Origin of the sequence: Levilactobacillus namurensis (assembly GCF_032197885.1) — a bacterium.
Lineage (GTDB): Bacteria > Bacillota > Bacilli > Lactobacillales > Lactobacillaceae > Levilactobacillus > Levilactobacillus namurensis_A.
Genome location: NZ_CP134159.1, coordinates 1276760 through 1292984, shown reverse-complemented (window position 1 = coordinate 1292984; position 16225 = coordinate 1276760). Strand labels below are relative to the sequence as shown.

At 54.5% G+C, this 16225-nt stretch carries 11 protein-coding genes, 1 pseudogene and 1 CRISPR repeat array (1 of these 13 only partly in view); of the genes and pseudogenes, 5 read left to right on the top strand and 7 right to left on the bottom strand.

Annotated elements, in window-relative coordinates:
- Positions 1–74: a CRISPR direct-repeat array (repeat unit 28 nt; unit sequence GAATCACCCCTGCATACGCGGGGAATAC) (it extends 381 nt beyond the left edge of the window).
- A 193-nt stretch (positions 75–267) separates the two neighbouring features.
- From RIN67_RS06215 to RIN67_RS06190, 6 genes and pseudogenes are all read right to left on the bottom strand, one after another.
- Positions 268–2040, bottom strand: a complete 1773-nt coding sequence (locus tag RIN67_RS06215) for an ABC transporter ATP-binding protein (protein ID WP_264998954.1) — start codon at positions 2038–2040, stop codon at positions 268–270.
- Positions 2037–3758: pseudogene (locus RIN67_RS06210) on the bottom strand (ABC transporter ATP-binding protein). Before RIN67_RS06210 ends, RIN67_RS06215 begins: the two are co-directional and overlap by 4 nt.
- 223 nt (positions 3759–3981) lie before the next feature.
- Positions 3982–4722 carry a DnaD domain-containing protein gene (locus tag RIN67_RS06205; RefSeq protein WP_264998955.1) on the bottom strand — a complete coding sequence of 247 codons (741 nt, stop codon included), beginning with the start codon at positions 4720–4722 and terminating at the stop codon, positions 3982–3984.
- Positions 4723–4797: 75 nt separating this feature from the next.
- Positions 4798–5979 carry a pyridoxal phosphate-dependent aminotransferase gene (locus tag RIN67_RS06200; RefSeq protein WP_264998956.1) on the bottom strand — a complete coding sequence of 394 codons (1182 nt, stop codon included), beginning with the start codon at positions 5977–5979 and terminating at the stop codon, positions 4798–4800.
- 22 nt (positions 5980–6001) lie between these two features.
- Positions 6002–6505 (bottom strand): cell wall elongation regulator TseB-like domain-containing protein, encoded by a 504-nt coding sequence (locus tag RIN67_RS06195; protein WP_024746391.1) that lies wholly within the window; start codon positions 6503–6505, stop codon positions 6002–6004.
- A 47-nt stretch (positions 6506–6552) separates the two neighbouring features.
- Positions 6553–9396: a helicase C-terminal domain-containing protein gene (locus RIN67_RS06190; protein WP_264998957.1), complete on the bottom strand. Its 2844-nt coding sequence runs from the start codon at positions 9394–9396 to the stop codon at positions 6553–6555.
- A 234-nt stretch (positions 9397–9630) separates the two neighbouring features.
- Here RIN67_RS06190 and mvk point away from each other — a divergent pair, with 234 nt between their 5' ends.
- The 4 genes from mvk (at position 9631) to fni (ending at position 13769) form a co-directional block, all read left to right on the top strand.
- Complete coding sequence (mvk, locus tag RIN67_RS06185) at positions 9631–10578, top strand: mevalonate kinase (protein ID WP_264998958.1); 948 nt, start codon at positions 9631–9633, stop codon at positions 10576–10578.
- The gene (mvaD, locus tag RIN67_RS06180) at positions 10575–11552 is read left to right on the top strand and encodes a diphosphomevalonate decarboxylase (protein ID WP_264998959.1); all 978 of its coding nucleotides are present in this window, start codon (positions 10575–10577) and stop codon (positions 11550–11552) included. The genes mvk and mvaD overlap by 4 nt, the downstream gene beginning before the upstream one ends.
- A gap of 73 nt (positions 11553–11625) precedes the next feature.
- The gene (locus tag RIN67_RS06175) at positions 11626–12699 is read left to right on the top strand and encodes a phosphomevalonate kinase (RefSeq protein ID WP_264998960.1); all 1074 of its coding nucleotides are present in this window, start codon (positions 11626–11628) and stop codon (positions 12697–12699) included.
- Positions 12700–12728: 29 nt separating this feature from the next.
- Positions 12729–13769, top strand: a complete 1041-nt coding sequence (gene fni / locus RIN67_RS06170; RefSeq protein ID WP_264998961.1) for a type 2 isopentenyl-diphosphate Delta-isomerase — start codon at positions 12729–12731, stop codon at positions 13767–13769.
- Positions 13770–13844: 75 nt separating this feature from the next.
- On the opposite strand, the gene RIN67_RS06165 is transcribed toward fni, so the two are convergent.
- A complete protein-coding gene (locus RIN67_RS06165) occupies positions 13845–15221 on the bottom strand; it encodes an RsmB/NOP family class I SAM-dependent RNA methyltransferase (RefSeq protein WP_264998962.1) in 1377 nt (458 codons plus the stop codon).
- A gap of 185 nt (positions 15222–15406) precedes the next feature.
- Between RIN67_RS06165 and RIN67_RS06160 the strand changes: the two genes are divergently transcribed.
- Complete coding sequence (locus tag RIN67_RS06160) at positions 15407–16219, top strand: Cof-type HAD-IIB family hydrolase (protein ID WP_264998963.1); 813 nt, start codon at positions 15407–15409, stop codon at positions 16217–16219.
- Positions 16220–16225: the final 6 nt, after the last annotated feature.

Sequence of the window (16225 nt, the reverse complement as noted above, 5' to 3'; positions counted from 1 at the left end):
ACGCGGGGAATACATTCTTTTCAAAGTTAGTCCCTCCCCGTGTGAAGAATCACCCCTGCATACGCGGGGAATACACTAAACAAATCCTACCACATCAACGTTTTAAAAAACACAAAAGTCATTTTTTTATCACTTCCATCCCAATCGATGACCACGCAAAATTCAGTTCATAGTACTCAGACTATCATTCAAGGCTCAAACTAGCTAACAACCACAAAAGCGCACCTGCCCAACCTCCGGCAAATGCGCTTCCTCACTATAATAATCCTATTCAAATACCATCTGATTCCGGTACAACTCCGCGTAGAAGCCGTTCTCCTGTAACAACGCCGCATGGCTACCCTGCTCGATAATTCGACCATCGCGCAGAACCACGATTTTGTCCGCATTCAGGATGGTCTTCAACCGGTGCGCAATCACGAAACTCGTCCGGCCCTGGATCACATTATCCATCGCCGCCTGAATCCGTGCTTCGGTCACCGTGTCCACGTTAGAGGTGGCTTCATCTAAAATCAGTAATCGCGGATTCGTCAGAATCGTTCTGGCAATCGACATCAACTGCTTCTGTCCCGCCGAGAAGATACTCTGTTCATCGGAGACCTGCGTGTCATATCCGTCCGGTAAGCTCTCGATGAAGTCGTGAATGTTTGCCTGCTTAGCCGCATCAATCACCCGGTCCATCCCCGCATCCGGTTCACCATAACGGATATTATCCGCAATCGTTCCCGTAAAGAGTTGCGGTTCCTGCAGAACGATTCCTACGTGCGACCGTAACGACTGCAGGTCGAACTGGCGAATGTCCGTGCCGTCCACGGTAATCGCCCCGGTATCCACATCGTAGAACCGGTTCATCAAATTCATCACCGTAGTCTTACCCGACCCCGTTGGCCCAACCAAGGCGACCATTTCGCCTCGGTGGACATTAATCGTGATACCGTGCAAGATTTCCTTGCCCGGTAGGTAACTGAAATGCACATCGTCAATTTTCAGCCCCCGTTGAATATCCGGCATGTTTTGACCCTGCGCACGATTGACCTCATCATCTTGGCGCCGGACCTCATCGACCCGCCGTGCCCCGGTGATTGCCAGTTGAATCATGCTATACAGGCTGGTTAACGACATGATGGGTTGGTAATACTGTTGCGCATAGTTCACGAAGACCACTACCAACGCCAAAGCCGCTCCCGTCGACAGACTGCCGTTCAGGGCGAACCACGACCCAAAGAAGATGACGATTGCCGTATTTAGCAACGACATCCCCTGCATCAAGGGGTTCAAAATCCCGGACCAGATCTGTCCGGTCAAAGCGGATTGCCGAACCTTGGCATTGTACCCGCTAAAGCCCTCCAGCGAATCGGCTTGCAGGCCATTGGTGATCAGGACTTTCTGCCCCGTGATCTGTTCGTTGATGTACCCGTTGAGCTTCCCAATATCATCCTGTTGGCGGTTAACGGCCACGCCCGCCTTGCGCATGACCACTGCGGCCACGATCAAAGCCAGCGGCGTCGAGGCCATGGTGACCCAAGCCATCGTCGCACTCTGGTTGAACATCACGATCAAGAGCCCGACAAATTGGGCGATTGCCAGTAGAATTTCTAGCAAGGCCTGATTCATCGCGTTAAAGATGTTATCCAGATCAGACGTGAACCGGGCTAAGATGTCGCCATCCCGGTGGGTATCGAAGTATTGAACCTTCATCCGTTGGAGCTTCCGGAACAGGCCGACCCGCATGGTTCCCGTCGAAAAAGCCGTGACTCTAGCCAAGATGAGACTGGCCACAAAGATCGTACTGGCATCCCCCAAGTAAAGGAGAATATAGATAATCAGCGTATGGTTAAACGGCGCCAGGGACCCCTGACCACCGTGGGTTACTTGACCCAAGTAAGTCGTCAACTGTTCGACCGCGCGTCCCAAGTAGGTCGGGGCGACCACGATACACCAAGTGGAAAAGGCAATCAACACGATACTGACTAAAAAGCCACGCCAATACCGCTTTAAGTAATGCCAATAATACTTACCGGCAATCTTTAAATCACTCATGACAGCCCCTCCTCTCGTGCCTTTTGCGTTTGATAAATGGCCTGGTAAATGGCGTTCGTCTTCAACAGGGCTTGGTGCGTCCCAATCCCTGAGACCTGACCATCCTCCAAGACCAGAATCTGGTCCGCATTAATGATCGATGAAATCTTTTCAGCAATCACGACCGTCGTAGTGGTCTTTAAATCTCGGTTCAAGGCTTCTTGAACTAACTTTTCCGACCGGGCATCCAACGCCGAGGTCGCGTCATCGAGAATCAAGATTTTAGGGTTGGCGATCACGCCCCGGGTAATTGCCAGCCGTTGCTGCTGACCCCCAGAGAAGTTCTGTGACCGCTCCTCCACTGGCGCGTCGTACGTCTGCGGTAGGCGCTCGATGAATTCCGAGGCCTGGGCAATGTTAGCCGCCCACTGCATATGCGACGTCTGCGCATCCGGCTGGACCTGCCGTAAATTGCCGGCAATGGTTCCTGAGAATAAGGTCGAGCGCTGTAGGACATACGCGACCGTTGCGCGCAATGCCTTTTCTGGCAATTGCCGAACGTCGACGCCACCCACCTTGACGACCCCGCTGTCGGGATCATACAACCGTGCAATCAGCTGAGCTAACGTGGTCTTACCCGAACCCGTAGCCCCCACGATTCCCAGCATGGTACCTGCCTTTAAGGTGAAACTGACGTCCTTTAACGTCGGTTGGTCATCGCCGGGGTAGGTGAAGGTCACGTGTTCGAACTGGACATCCCCCGCGACCGGATGAGCATCTCCCGCGACGTAGGTCATGCTAGGCGCCGTTTCCAAGACCTCACCGATTCAGCCTAACGAGATAAAGGCCCGTGACGCGAAGGTCATCAGAAAGCCCCCATTGATCACGGCGAATAAGATTTGCATCAGATACGAGATAAAACTAGTAATCGCTGCTAGGTACGTGGGGTGGGTCGTAATGTTTTGTCCCACGATATAGACGGCCGTTCCCACCGCTAAGTTCGCCGTCAGGAAGAAGGCTGGCATCAAAATGGCAAACCAGTACCCAATCTTAGCTGTAACGTTGGTCAGCTCATCCGAAGCCTGAGAGAACTTGTGAATCTCATTGGTTTCCTGAACGAAGGACTTGACCACCCGAATGCCCATCAAGTTCTCTCGTGCCACTGTATTGACATTTTCAATATCCTGTTGGGTCTGCGCAAAATACTTGGTCATCCGCTGGACCGCTAAACCGGCGACCAAGACAATCACAAGCATCATCAAGAGGATGACCCACCATTGTTGGGGCATGGTCACTAGCGCGAGAATCAAGGCACCCATAAACAGCAGCGGGATCCGCGTGATTTGTTGGAAGCCCGCCATAACGATTTGCTGGACTTGGTTAATATCGTTGGTCATCCGCACAACTAGGTTTGAAGCGGAAAACTTTTCAACGTCGGCGTACGCTAACGATTGCACGTGAGCGTACAAGTCCGCCCGTAAATCCGTAGCCACCCCTAAGGCGACCCGGGCAGAGTAGATGGTGTTGACCACCCCACCGATGATTCCCAAGACGGCTAGCCCCAGTAGGAACAAGCCCTGTTGGAACACCGTCTGTTGATCATTCTTGATGATGGCCTCCATCACGGTCTGTAGCAACCGCGGCTGCCACAGGGTCGCAAAGACCAAGACGATCACCGATAGCATGGCCCACCAAACGTCACGCCGATACCGGTGAAAATAAGGCATTAAAACCTTCATGTACACTCCTCCTTAAATCAGGTTAGCTGTGATTTCCAGCTCCCCGCTGGGGACACCGTAAATCACTCTTTTATCAGATTATACACGAAACCCCGCACTTTTATAGCCTAAATGTTTTCTTAACGCAATTTGTTCTGCCAGTAATTGACGCCGGTTGCCATAAAAAATTTAATCATGACCTAAATAGCACGCCCAGGGCCTGCGCCCTCAGCGTGCTTAATCGTCAATCCGTTAATTTAATGATAGGTAACTTAGGCGTTGGCCGGTCCGTCGTCCGCCCCGTTGCTGGTGGCGTGGTACGCTCACTTTGCTGGGCCTTGGCCTGTTGCACCTGCGCCGCCGTGGTCAGGTGCTTCTTATGCCAATTCAGGAGGATGCGGTCCAGATACTTCAAATTATAGACTTGATTCAACACCGACTCCTTCAGGGCCAGTTGAATCAGCTCCGGCTGATAGTGATCCTGTTCCAGCCAATCATTGATGGTCTCCATCTCGATGGGCGATAAAGGGCGCCCGAATTCCTGTTCAATGTGGTTAAACACGGCGGCCCGGGCCGCCTTAGCTTCCGTCACGGCAGTTGATTTCGCCGTAGTCGTCCCCGTTGCCGTCTCGGTCGCCACCGTATCAGCTTCATGAACGGGTAGCTGGCTCAGCTTCTCCGCTAGCAATCGAAAGTCATACGTGTCTTGCTTCTGCCCCTGCCCGTTCGTAACCGTCGTGATGGTCATGAGCTTCTGGGTGATCAACTCGTGTAAGACCTGGTAGACCCGCTGGACGGTCCAGCCCAGCCGACTTGCAACCTGATCAGCATCCGGCCACTGCACCCCCCGGTCCATTTCCCGGCGTAACTGCAGGTACACCAATAACTGATCGGTGGTCATCCCCACCTCACGAAAATGGTCCAACAGATAATTGGCCACACTGGTCTGACCATCCTGTAGGTACCGTTGCGTAAACGCGTCCATCTTTCAACCTCCTTCAACAAAACAACGGCCGCGCAGAAATTTCTGGCCCGACCGTTGTTCGGTAATCATGTCATCTTAAGCTTGCATAAACTTCTTTAGCCGGTCCAGCGCCGTCAATAACGTCGCCTTATCCGTCGCATAACTGATGCGTAAGTGTCCCGGCAAGCCAAACGCCTCCCCAGCAACGACCGCCACGTGCGCCTCTTCTAAGATTCGGTTCACCAATTGGTCCGTGGTCGTACACTGCTTCAACGCCATGGCTTCCTGCACATCCGGGAACAGGTAGAACGCACCAGCCGGCTTCCCTGGTAACCGAAAGCCCGGCAACGCCGCGAGTAGCGGATAAATGGCATCTAACCGTTCCTTAAAGCTCGCTTTCATTAAGGCCACGGGATTTTGACTCCCCGTCAGCGCCGACAACGCGGCGACCTGACTGACCGCCGCAGGGTTCCCCGTCATATGTGATAAGGCCTGGGTCAAGCTGGTCATAATGGGTTGTGGCCCCACGGCATAGCCAATCCGCCACCCCGTCATGGCATAGGTCTTAGAGACCCCGTTGACCACAATCGTATGGTCCACGATGGCCCCTCCCAACGTCAACATTGATGGAATTGGCGTCGGTTGGTCGTAGACCAATTCCCCATAAATCTCATCGGCGATGATCCACAGGTCGTGTTGAACGGCCCACTCGCCGAGCGCTTGTAATTCTGCCGGCGTGTAGACCACCCCGCTGGGATTCTGCGGGGAATTCAACACTACAGCCACCGTCCGGGGCGTGACCGCCGCGGCTAACTGTTCCGGCGTGACCTTCAAGGTTGCTGTCGGGGCAACCTCCACGGGGTGGCCCCCCGCGAGCTTGACCTGTTCCGCGTAACTGACCCAGTAAGGCGCTGGCAGTAGGACCTCATCTCCCGGATTCACAAGAACCTGGAATAACGCATATAGCGCTAACTTAGCCCCCGTCGTGACCACGACTTGATCAGCCGTGACCTGAACGTTTTGCGTTTGGGCTAACCGGTCAGCCACAGCCTGCCGCAACGGCAAGATGCCCGCGGTAGCCGTGTAGCCATCGACTTGGTTGGCTTCAATTGCCCGAATGGCATCCGCCTTAATCGGCGCCGGCGTTGGAAAATCCGGCTGGCCTAACCCTAGATTAATCACGTCCACGCCGCTGGCCTGAAGATCCCGCGCGCGTTGAGAGACCTGTAACGTTGCTGAGGGCCGCACTGCTTGGGCCCGCTGAGACAATTGTCGCATAACGCAACCTCCTCGAAGCAAATTAGATATTCGCGATCTGTTGCAAGACTTTTCCGTTGCTGTACTGGAACGTCAGGTAACAGAGCTTCCCATTTCGACTCAAATAACTCACTTGCCAAGCCGGCTTCCCGTTAAAGATACTCAAAGCCGCTGACAAAACCTTCTTAGGGTTCCGTTGCCAGACCCGTTGAAGTACCGCATTACGTGAAAGTCCGGCGCTTTGTTTCAACACGGTCACGTTCTTCCCCGTCTTGGGAATCACGGCGTAAACGTTTTGCTTAGCCTTATTCTGTCCCGCGACCGTGTAGTACGTGGTATCCAGGTTGGTCCAATAGAAGTCGGTGGTCTTGGTCAACTTCCCCGACTTCTTCGCGATGCGTTCCGCTCGCGTCTGCGCTTGATTGAACGGACGCGTTGCCCGCTGAATCACGTAACCCCCACTTAACAGCAACACTAACACCACTACTAAGACCGTTAGGAGTCCCCAATGCCGTGGCCGGCGTCGTCGTTGGTACTGTTGTCTCATCACTTGTCATCGTACTCCCTTATTCAGATTCAATTAGATTCATTATATCAAATTTCCGGGGTCGTCTCTGAATCTGGAGTCGGCTTTTCAAAAAACTTAACTAGCCCCTGAGTCAACATCCCCACGTCGCCAACTGTCCGGGGCATCTCCTTCGGTAGGGCCCGTAAAATACTCTGGCCATACTGTCGCTCCACTAAGCGCTGGTCCAAGATCACCACCGCACCATGGTCCCGCGGCGTCCGAATCAACCGTCCAACACCTTGTCGCAGCTTCAAAGTCGCGGCTGGCAACGCGGCGTTATAAAACGGGTTCTTCCCCTGGGCTTCTAGGCGCGCATAGTTGGCCTTGATGAAGACGCGGTCCGGCGAGTCAAAGGGCAACCGGGTCACAATCAGCAGTTCCAACTGCTCTTCTGGTAGATCAATGCCCTCCCAGAAGCTCGCCGCTCCTAAGAGCACGGAATCGCTCCCCGTTGAGAAACGCTTGGCGATTCGTTCCCGACTACCACTGATGCCTTGTGCGAGAATCTCTCGCTGGGCAAATTCTGGTTGTTGAGTCAACTGTTCGTAGACCCGTTCGATGACGTTCAAGGAGTTGAACAAGACTAGGGTCTGCTTATGCACGGCCCCGGCCAACTGCGTGATGGCACTTACCAAGTAAGTGACGTAGTCGTCCGGCGCCACCCGCGTCAGATTTGGCCCTGAATCAGCCACCAACAAGTGTGATTGGTGGGCGTAATCGAAGCTACTCCGCATCCGGTGCGTGGCAGTGGTCTGACGGTCTAAATCAAACTGATCTAAAACATATTGCGACCGCCCCGAAGAAAAGAGGGTCGCCCCCGTCAGGAGTACCGGTTGAAAGGCATCATAGATGCGCGATTGTAAGAATCCCTGCGTAGCTAATAACCCACTGGCCAATTGGAGACTACTGCGGTCGCCCACGTGATTGATGGTGACCCAGAATAGCTCACTGGTCGTATCGGGCGTTGCCTGGTCGAAGATGCCTAACAACCGCTGTAACAGGTCGTCAATCACGTGCAGCCGGGTGTCCAACCGCTCGAACAGGTACCGTTGGGAAGCAACGAACCGTTCGTGCTCCTGATCGAAGCGCTCCCGAATCGTTCCGAGTTGCACCAAGAGGGCCAAGTCACCATCCCGTAACTGCTTCAACGTGGGAGCTAGGTCTTGCGTCGCGTCAAATAAGGCTCGAGCGGGAACCAACTCTTCAATCGGTGCATTCTGGGTATTCCCCCGCTTAGCCGCCAAGAACTTCAAGAAGAGGTGGTTGACTACCGTGGTCAGGGCCTGCTCCAGGTCCTGGCTAGTGGTCAACAAGCGCTGAATCGTCTGAGTCGTGGCCTGATCCTGGGCGAACAACGCCAAGAGGTTCGGGCCAATCTCCCGACTGATATCCCGCTGCACATGGTGTAACTCATTCATGATTTGGGCAAACTTCACCTGAGTCCGACGCTGGCGCAAGGTACTCTCTGAAAGGTGTTGCGCTTCGTCGATCACTAGGTAAGGTCGGTCCAGTTGCTCGCCCAACTCATGCGCGTGTTCACTAAGGTAGGCGTGGTTGACGATCACGAACTGGGCCTGCTTCAACGCCGAATCCCGCCGCCGAATGAAGTCATCTTGATAGAAGGGATTGTCCGGTTGAACGGCCCCCTCATGGACGATTTCCTGGAAATACGGTGCCCGGTACGTTGCCAAATGCAATTCATCGAGATCCCCGGTAGTGGTCATGGTCAACCAGACCAATAACCGTAACTTTAAGAGCTGGGTCTGCTTGGAGGTCTCATCTAAGGCCAACGTGGTGGCAAACCGTTGCAGGTCCAAGTAGTGGCGGCTCCCCTTGACCAACACGGCGTTGACCGGAAACGGAACGATCTGCTTCAATAATGGAATCGTTTGTTCCATTAATTGTTCTTGCAATAACGTCGTGGCCGTACTAATGACGACCGCCCGCCCGGTTTGGCCCAAAAAGGCCATGGGGAAGGTGTACCCCAAACTCTTCCCGATACCAGTGGGGGCTTCGACCACCATCTGCTTGACGGGGTGCTGATCAGCAGCCGCGTAGTTATTATAGATGTAATTCATCATTTTAGCCTGTTCCGCCCGCCATTCAAGGTTGGCGGGCATCAGCTTTTGTTTTTGTTTCTTAGTCTTGGGATACTGAATCGGCGCGGTCAACGGCGTCGGCTCAACCTCCGGCACTTTCCGCAACGCCAACCCGTTCTTCAGGTATAAGAAGTCAGGCAGCTTACGGGGCTGTTGCACGTTGAGATCTCGTGCGACCGTAAAAAGCCGGGCCGTTTCGCGCGGCAGATCCGTCTGTAGATCAATCATCTGCTGTAACGTGACTAACGGTAAGGCCCGCAACCGCCGAAACAAGAAGATAAAAAGTTCAGCCGTGGCACTCGCATCGCTATCCGCTGAATGGGGATTATCGTGTTCAATGTTGAAATACCCGCTCAGGTCCCGTAACCGAAAGCTGGGCGCCGTTGGCAATAAAATCTGGCTTAAAGAAACCGTGTCCAAGGCTTCAATCTCCAGCTCTGGGTAGCCCACCCGAGCCAGCTCAGCGTTCACGAAGGGGAAATCGAAGTTAACGTTATGGGCCACGAAGACCGTATTGGTCAACAGGCTATACAGGGTCCCCGCCACATCATCGAATAAGGGGGCGTGTCGAACCCGGGCGTTGCTAATGCCCGTCAACCGCGAAATGGCCGCTGGAATCTCACGTAGCGGATTCACATCGGTCTCAAAATGATTAATAATTTTATTATGCTGGACGAAAACGCATCCGATCTGAATAATGCGGTCGCCATCTTGCACACTGGTACCGGTGGTTTCGATGTCGACCACCGCGTAGACCGTGTCTTGATCCATGTCTGCTCACCAATTTCTGCACAAATGCGATTATAACTGGCACTATGATACACCACTTAAGCCGCCAACGCTACGCTTCACCCCGCAATGGCTAGATATCTTCGGTAAAAGGGTATAGAAAGGGTTAATTTTTTACGCTTCCGGGGATTTTAGCTGGCAAAACTAGCGCAATAAGGGTGAGTAGAGTATGATATTTGAGTAGAATAAATCGAAATAGAAAGTGAGCGAGCGCAATTGAAGAAGTCGGTCATTGGGAAAAGCAATGCCAAAATCATTCTGTTGGGTGACCACAGTGTTGTCTATGGTCAACCCGCCATTGCCCTCCCCCTCCCTTCCGTAACCACGACCGTTCAGATGACGGCCACCACGGCGGGACAGACGATTGCCAGTCGATACTTCGACGGTCCCATCGCCCAATTAAATCACCACCTTGCCGGGGTCGTGGCGTTAATCACGACCCTTTTAGAACGGTTTGACGGAACCCAGACCCCCTTTCACATGACCATCACCAGTGATCTGCCAGCTGAACGGGGAATGGGGTCTTCCGCAGCCGTCGACGTGGCCATCACCCGGGCCATGTATCAATTCTTCGACCGGCCCCTATCCCGGAGCACTCTCTTGGATACCGTGGCCATCGGCGAGAAGATCACCCACGGAAACCCTAGCGGCATCGACGCCGCCACCTCTAGTTCCGCGGTGCCCGTCTGGTTGATTCCTCACCAAACGCTACAACAGTTATCCTTCCATCTAAACGGCGTCTTGGTCATCGCCGATAGCGGCGTAAAGGGTCAGACCGGGCAAGCGGTGGCTTCCGTTGCCCGGCGTAAGACCACGTTCCCGCAAGTGACCAACCAACAGATCAACACGCTCGGACAACTCAGTTATACCGCCCGGGAGTGCCTGGCGGATAATCAGATCACCCGCCTAGGGGAAGCCCTCAATACTGCCCAAGAACAGTTAAGCGGCTTAGGGGTCAGCTCTCCTGAACTGGACCACCTGATCACAGTTGCCCGGGAAGCCGGGGCCTTAGGCGCGAAGCTTACGGGCGGTGGCATGGGCGGCTGCATGATTGCGTTGTGTGCCGACCAAGCCAGCGCGAAACGGGTCAAGCACGCGTTGCTCACCCACGGGGCAACTGCAACCTGGACAGAAGTCTTTCAAGACGAGGAGGAACCCGCATGACGGCAGCAGTAACGGCTCGGGCCCACACCAACATCGCGTTAGTCAAATACTGGGGAAAGGCCGATACTGACCTGATCATTCCCCAAACCGATAGTTTATCGTTAACGCTGGACCAGTTTTATACGGATACGCAAGCTCAATTCGACGCCGCCTTAGACCATGACGTGGTTGTGGTCAACGGCCAGGTCTTAACCGACCAAGCTAGTCGCAAGGTCCGCCACGTCCTCGACATCGTGCGGGACCTTGCGGGGACTACGACTTACGCCACCGTAACCTCCACGAACCACGTTCCCATGGCCGCGGGCTTGGCCTCCTCGGCTTCCGCCTTTGCGGCGCTAGCGGGGGCTGCCAGTCGGGCTGCGGGCTTACGGCTCACACCACGCGACCTATCCCGGTTAGCCCGGCGCGGTTCGGGGTCGGCAACGCGTTCGGTCTACGGGGGCTTCGTCGAATGGCATGCCGGCCATGATGACGCCTCCTCTTACGCCAAACCGTTAATGGAAGACGTCGACTGGCCCATCGCCGTGGTGGCGCTAGTGCTCGACCCGCATCAAAAGAAGGTCAGCTCCCGTCAAGGCATGCAAGCCAGCGTCACAACGTCACCATATTACCCGACTTGGCGTGAAGTGGTTCAACAGGACTTAACGGCGATTCGCCCGGCTATTCTGGCCCACGATTTCCCAACCACGGGCGAGATTCTCGAAACCAACGCCATGCGGATGCACGCGCTCACTTTGAGTGCCAATCCCCCGTTCAGTTACTTCAACGGCGACAGCCTAGCTGCTATGCAAACTGTCCGGGAACTGCGCGATGCGGGGCACGCCTGTTACTACACCCTAGATGCGGGGCCCAACGTCAAGATTTTTTGTGAAACGGACGAGCTTCCCGCCATTACGCAACGACTGTCTGACCAATTCGGGACCGACCGCGTCTTAGTCGCCCATCCCGGACCGGGCATTCAGTGGCTGGATTAAACGAAACGAACGAATATAAAACACTCTACATTTATGCTAAAGCGACCACGTGTCGCAGAAGGGACCTGATTCTTTGATTTCCGCTCAAGCACCCGGAAAATTATACATTGCTGGGGAGTATGCCGTGGTCGAACCCGGCTACCCAGCAATCATTGTCGCACTTAACCAGTTTGTAACCGTGACAATCGAGGAAAGTCACGATTATGGGCGTATTGCGTCCAAACAGTACCAAGAAAATTCCCTCTACTGGGAACGTCAAGGAACCGAACTGGTTTTCGATAACCGGGACAATCCCTTCCACTACATTCTGTCGGCAATTCGCCTCACAGAACAGTACGCCCAGGCCCTGGGTAAGCCCTTAGGCATCTATCACCTCAACGTCAACAGTGATTTAGACAGTGCCGATGGCAAGAAGTACGGCCTGGGCTCTTCAGCCGCCGTCACCGTGGCGACCGTTAAGGCCCTGTGCCAGTTCTACGATATTCACCTCAGCCAAGACCAACTCTTTAAGTTGGCTGCCATCGCGCACCTGGATGTTCAGGGCAACGGGTCTTTGGGGGACATTGCCGCATCCGTCTACGGCGGTTGGATTGCTTATCGGGCTTTCGACCGGGACTGGTTGGCCTCCGCTCGCCGTGAACTCACGCTCATCGACCTGCTTAACACCGACTGGCCGGGACTTGAGATTGAACTGTTGACACCGCCCGCTCCGTTGCGTCTTCTGATTGGCTGGACCGGTTCACCGGCCTCGACCTCTCATCTAGTCGACCGCATTGCCCTATTCAAAGCGACCCGTCGTAAGAGCTACCACCAATTCTTAGACGAAAGTCGCGATTGCCTGCACCGCATGATCCAGGCGTTCCATAATGGAGATCTGGCAGCCATCCAACGCGAGATTACGTTTAACCGGCAATTACTGAACCAGCTGGCCCATTCCAGTCATGTGACCATTGAGACCAAGCTCTTGAAGACCATGTGTGACACGGCTGTGACCTTAGGCGGCGCTGCTAAATCTTCCGGTGCCGGGGGCGGTGACTGCGGGATTGTAATCATCGATGCCGCTAAGGACCTCGCTAAGCTCCTACACGACTGGGAACAACGCGGGATCGAACCCCTGAAGTTAAACGTGCACCACGTTACCGAATAACCTACCCAGATTGAAGGAGATGGTCCGTCATGGCCTTATCACGTCACGCGCATCGTAAGGACGAGCACTTATCGCTCGCTGAAAAATTCTATACCGCTCATGCGACCAGCCAATTCGACCAGCTACGGTTCATTCACCAAAGTCTGCCCGAAATGGCGGTCGCCGATGTTCGTTTAGCGACCCACTTAGGCCCGCTAACGTTACCCTCGCCCTTAATGATCGAAGCCATGACCGGCGGGAGTCCCCGGACGGGTAAGGTCAACGCAGCCCTAGGACGGATCGCCGCCCAAACGGGCATGGCGGTGGCTAGCGGCTCTCAGAGTATCGCCCTAAAGGATGCGCAAGCGATTCCCACCTTCACGGTACTGCGGGAAAACAATCCCGACGGTATCGTCTTCGCCAACATCGGTGCGGGGCACACCGCCCAAGACGCCCAGCACGTGGTCCAGATGTTGGCCGCCAACGCCTTGGAAGTCCACGTTAACGTCGCGCAAGAACTGGTCATGCCCGAAGGCGACCGCGACTTTCACTGGTTAGACGCTATTGGCGAGACTGTCGCCCTCTTAGACGTACCCGTCATCGTCAAGGAAGTGGGCTTTGGAATGGCACGTGAAACGCTCCACCAGTTGGCAAACGTTGGCGTGCACTACGTTGACTTGGGGGGCCGTGGTGGCACGAACTTCATCGACATCGAAAACTTCCGCCGACCGGAAAAGGAACTCAGCTACCTCAATGGTTGGGGGCAATCTACCGTGGAATCCTTACTGGAAGCCCGGGCAGTTCCCCAACTCCAGACAATCGCTACCGGCGGCGTACGCCACCCGTTAGACGTGATTAAGGCATTGGCCTTAGGCGCCAACGTGGTGGGCACCGCCGGTCAGGTCCTCCACAGCCTACTGAAGACCGACGAAGCCACCACGACTCACCGGTTACAGGCCTGGCAGACGGAATTGCGAACCATCATGACTCTCTTGGGCGCGCCAGACTTGGCCACCCTACGGCAACGACCGCTCCTGTATTCGCCAGAACTCCTGGCCTACGCGCAACAGCGTCAGTTACCCTTAACTTAAATTTTAAAAAAGTGTGTTGCCCAAAACGCGGCCAAGAGCCGTTTCAGGGCAACACACTTTTTACTTGTCTCTAGATTAGATCAAATCTTCCGGATAGACCGTAAACCGCAACCCCTTAGGGAAGAAGTTCTTGACGGTCTGTCCCACGACCTTACCGAAGCCGACGGGCTGCTGCTGACACGTTAGGAGGTACCACCCCTTTGCCGGAGCGGTCGCTAACGCAATGGTGTCCCCGTGAACCCACTTTTGCCACTGATCCAAATCGATGGCTAGCGTGTGGTTCACCCGCTGTGGCTCACTCGCTAAGGCCAACGCATAGGCGGGTTCAAACCGGTTCTTCTTAAACGTCCCCAGATGTAATCCCGGACGGAAGACGTGTGCCCGTTTCAATGCCGGTAAGTCTTGTGGGACCGCGAATAATTGGTCCTTCACGGTCACTAACTCACCTGCGGGCAACGCTTCCGTTCCCAAGACTTGTTGGGCAAAGTCTTGCCAAAGTTGCCGCTGGTCGCGACTCAGGGCCGTTCCCAGCTGGGCTTGCCCTCGCGGACGGAGCGGTTCCGCAGCGGACGTTCGTTCCAACTTGGCCACAAAATGACCTTCCCCCTGAAGTAAGTGGGGGAACAACCGCGCCGCTTTTTTCAACTCCGGATTTCCATCGGCCCACTCTGGCCGGGCATCAACAACGCCACCCGACTTCTCAACGGGAACCAAGTGGAACTCGGGGAAGGTCTTCAAGACCCACGCCATCATCTGTTCGTCTTCTTCCGGCGCAAAAGTACAAGTCGAGTAGATCAATTGTCCGCCGGGCTTGACCATCTTAACGGCCTCCGTTAAAATCTCACGTTGCCGCGTCGCACAGTCTTCGACGTACGCTAGCGACCAGTAATCCATGGCCGCTGGATCTTTTCGGAACATGCCTTCCCCCGAACACGGGGCATCGACTAACACCTTGTCAAAGTAGTCCGGAAAAACGGGACTGAACGTATCCGGCGAATCGTTTAAGATGACAGCGTTAGCGACCCCAAACCGTTCAACGTTCTCGGCTAGGACCCGGACCCGCTTGCGGTTGATTTCGTTGGTGACCAACAAGCCCGTCCCCTGAAGGTAACTGGCTAAGTGGGTGGTCTTCCCACCGGGAGCCGCACACAGGTCTAAGACCCGTTCGCCCTTAGCCGGGGCTGCCGTCGCGCCAACGAACATCGCACTGGGTTCTTGGCTATAGACCGCACCGCTTTGGTGGGCCAAGCTTCGTCCCTTCACTGCCCCATAATACCCCCACTGAGCATATGGAACCGGCTTGGCTGTCGTCAAGTTTGCGGGCACTTTTCGTTCTGGATTGACGCGATAACCGGCCGTATTCACCGTCGACGTCAAGCTCGCCAAGAACGCCGGAGCTTCATCGCCCAGTAACCGCTGGTACTTCGTCACAAAGTCATCAGGTAAGTTCACCGTTATTCCTCCATCTTGTCTATTACAACTAGTTGTTTGTATCGTACATATAACTGATTTTACCCAGTTTATCGGTTTTCATTATACCCGTTTCCCGTACTAAGTACTAGGGAGAAATCCTCGCTTTCATTTTCATTTTGTGGTAAATTGGGAGGACTTAGTTATTTACATGTGAGGTGTTCTTAATGGAACGAAAACTAATTGCCATTGATTTAGACGGAACGACTTTGAACAACGCTTCTGAAATCAGTCCCAAAACCCAAGCGGTCTTAACCGCAGCACGCCAGGCGGGACACCTGGTTAGTATCGTTACGGGACGGCCTAACCGGCTATCCACCGGAATTTATGATCAACTCCACCTAGACGGCCCCATGATCAACTTCAACGGGAGTCTAGGACACATCCCCAACCACCACTGGTCAGGCGAATATCAATACACTTTCGACCGGGAAGTGGCTTTCGATCTGATGGCCCACCGGCAGGAGCTGGGAATCAACATGATGGCCGCAGAAGGAAAGAATCTCTTCCTCGCCCTAAAGGAACGGCCCGTTGCCCTGGACTTCTTCCCGTCCGTTCTTCAAGCCAATCAGATCTTAAACCAGAAGAGTCTGGCCCAGGACCCGACCAGTTTAACAATCGCTGTCGACCACAGTCACGAAGAACACCTGCTGAGCTACCTACGGCATAACTTCGGTGACGTGATTGACGCTGCACCTTGGGGTGGTCCCCATTCCGTGGTTGAGCTCGGGGCCAAAGGCGTTCAAAAGGCCACCGGAGTCGAGGTTCTAGCCGATCATTACCAGGTCAAACGCCAAAACATCATTGCCTTTGGTGACGAACACAACGATTCTGCCATGCTTGATTACGCTGGCTGGGGCGTTGCGATGCAAAATGCGACGCCCGCCATTAAGGGAATCGCCAACGACGTGACGCCGTTAGACAACCAACACGACGGCTTAGCCAACTACCTGCAAGACTACCTAGAATTAGCCGAATAAACACAA

Excerpts from the sequence above, each read along its gene's own strand:
- fni (WP_264998961.1), top strand. The coding sequence starts at position 12,729 with ATGGCCTTATCACGTCACGCGCATCGTAAGGACGAGCACTTATCGCTC.
- RIN67_RS06215 (WP_264998954.1), bottom strand. The coding sequence starts at position 2,040 with ATGAGTGATTTAAAGATTGCCGGTAAGTATTATTGGCATTACTTAAAG.
- RIN67_RS06205 (WP_264998955.1), bottom strand. The coding sequence starts at position 4,722 with ATGGACGCGTTTACGCAACGGTACCTACAGGATGGTCAGACCAGTGTG.
- RIN67_RS06190 (WP_264998957.1), bottom strand. The coding sequence starts at position 9,396 with ATGGATCAAGACACGGTCTACGCGGTGGTCGACATCGAAACCACCGGT.
- RIN67_RS06195 (WP_024746391.1), bottom strand. The coding sequence starts at position 6,505 with ATGAGACAACAGTACCAACGACGACGCCGGCCACGGCATTGGGGACTC.
- RIN67_RS06200 (WP_264998956.1), bottom strand. The coding sequence starts at position 5,979 with ATGCGACAATTGTCTCAGCGGGCCCAAGCAGTGCGGCCCTCAGCAACG.
- mvaD (WP_264998959.1), top strand. The coding sequence starts at position 10,575 with ATGACGGCAGCAGTAACGGCTCGGGCCCACACCAACATCGCGTTAGTC.
- RIN67_RS06160 (WP_264998963.1), top strand. The coding sequence starts at position 15,407 with ATGGAACGAAAACTAATTGCCATTGATTTAGACGGAACGACTTTGAAC.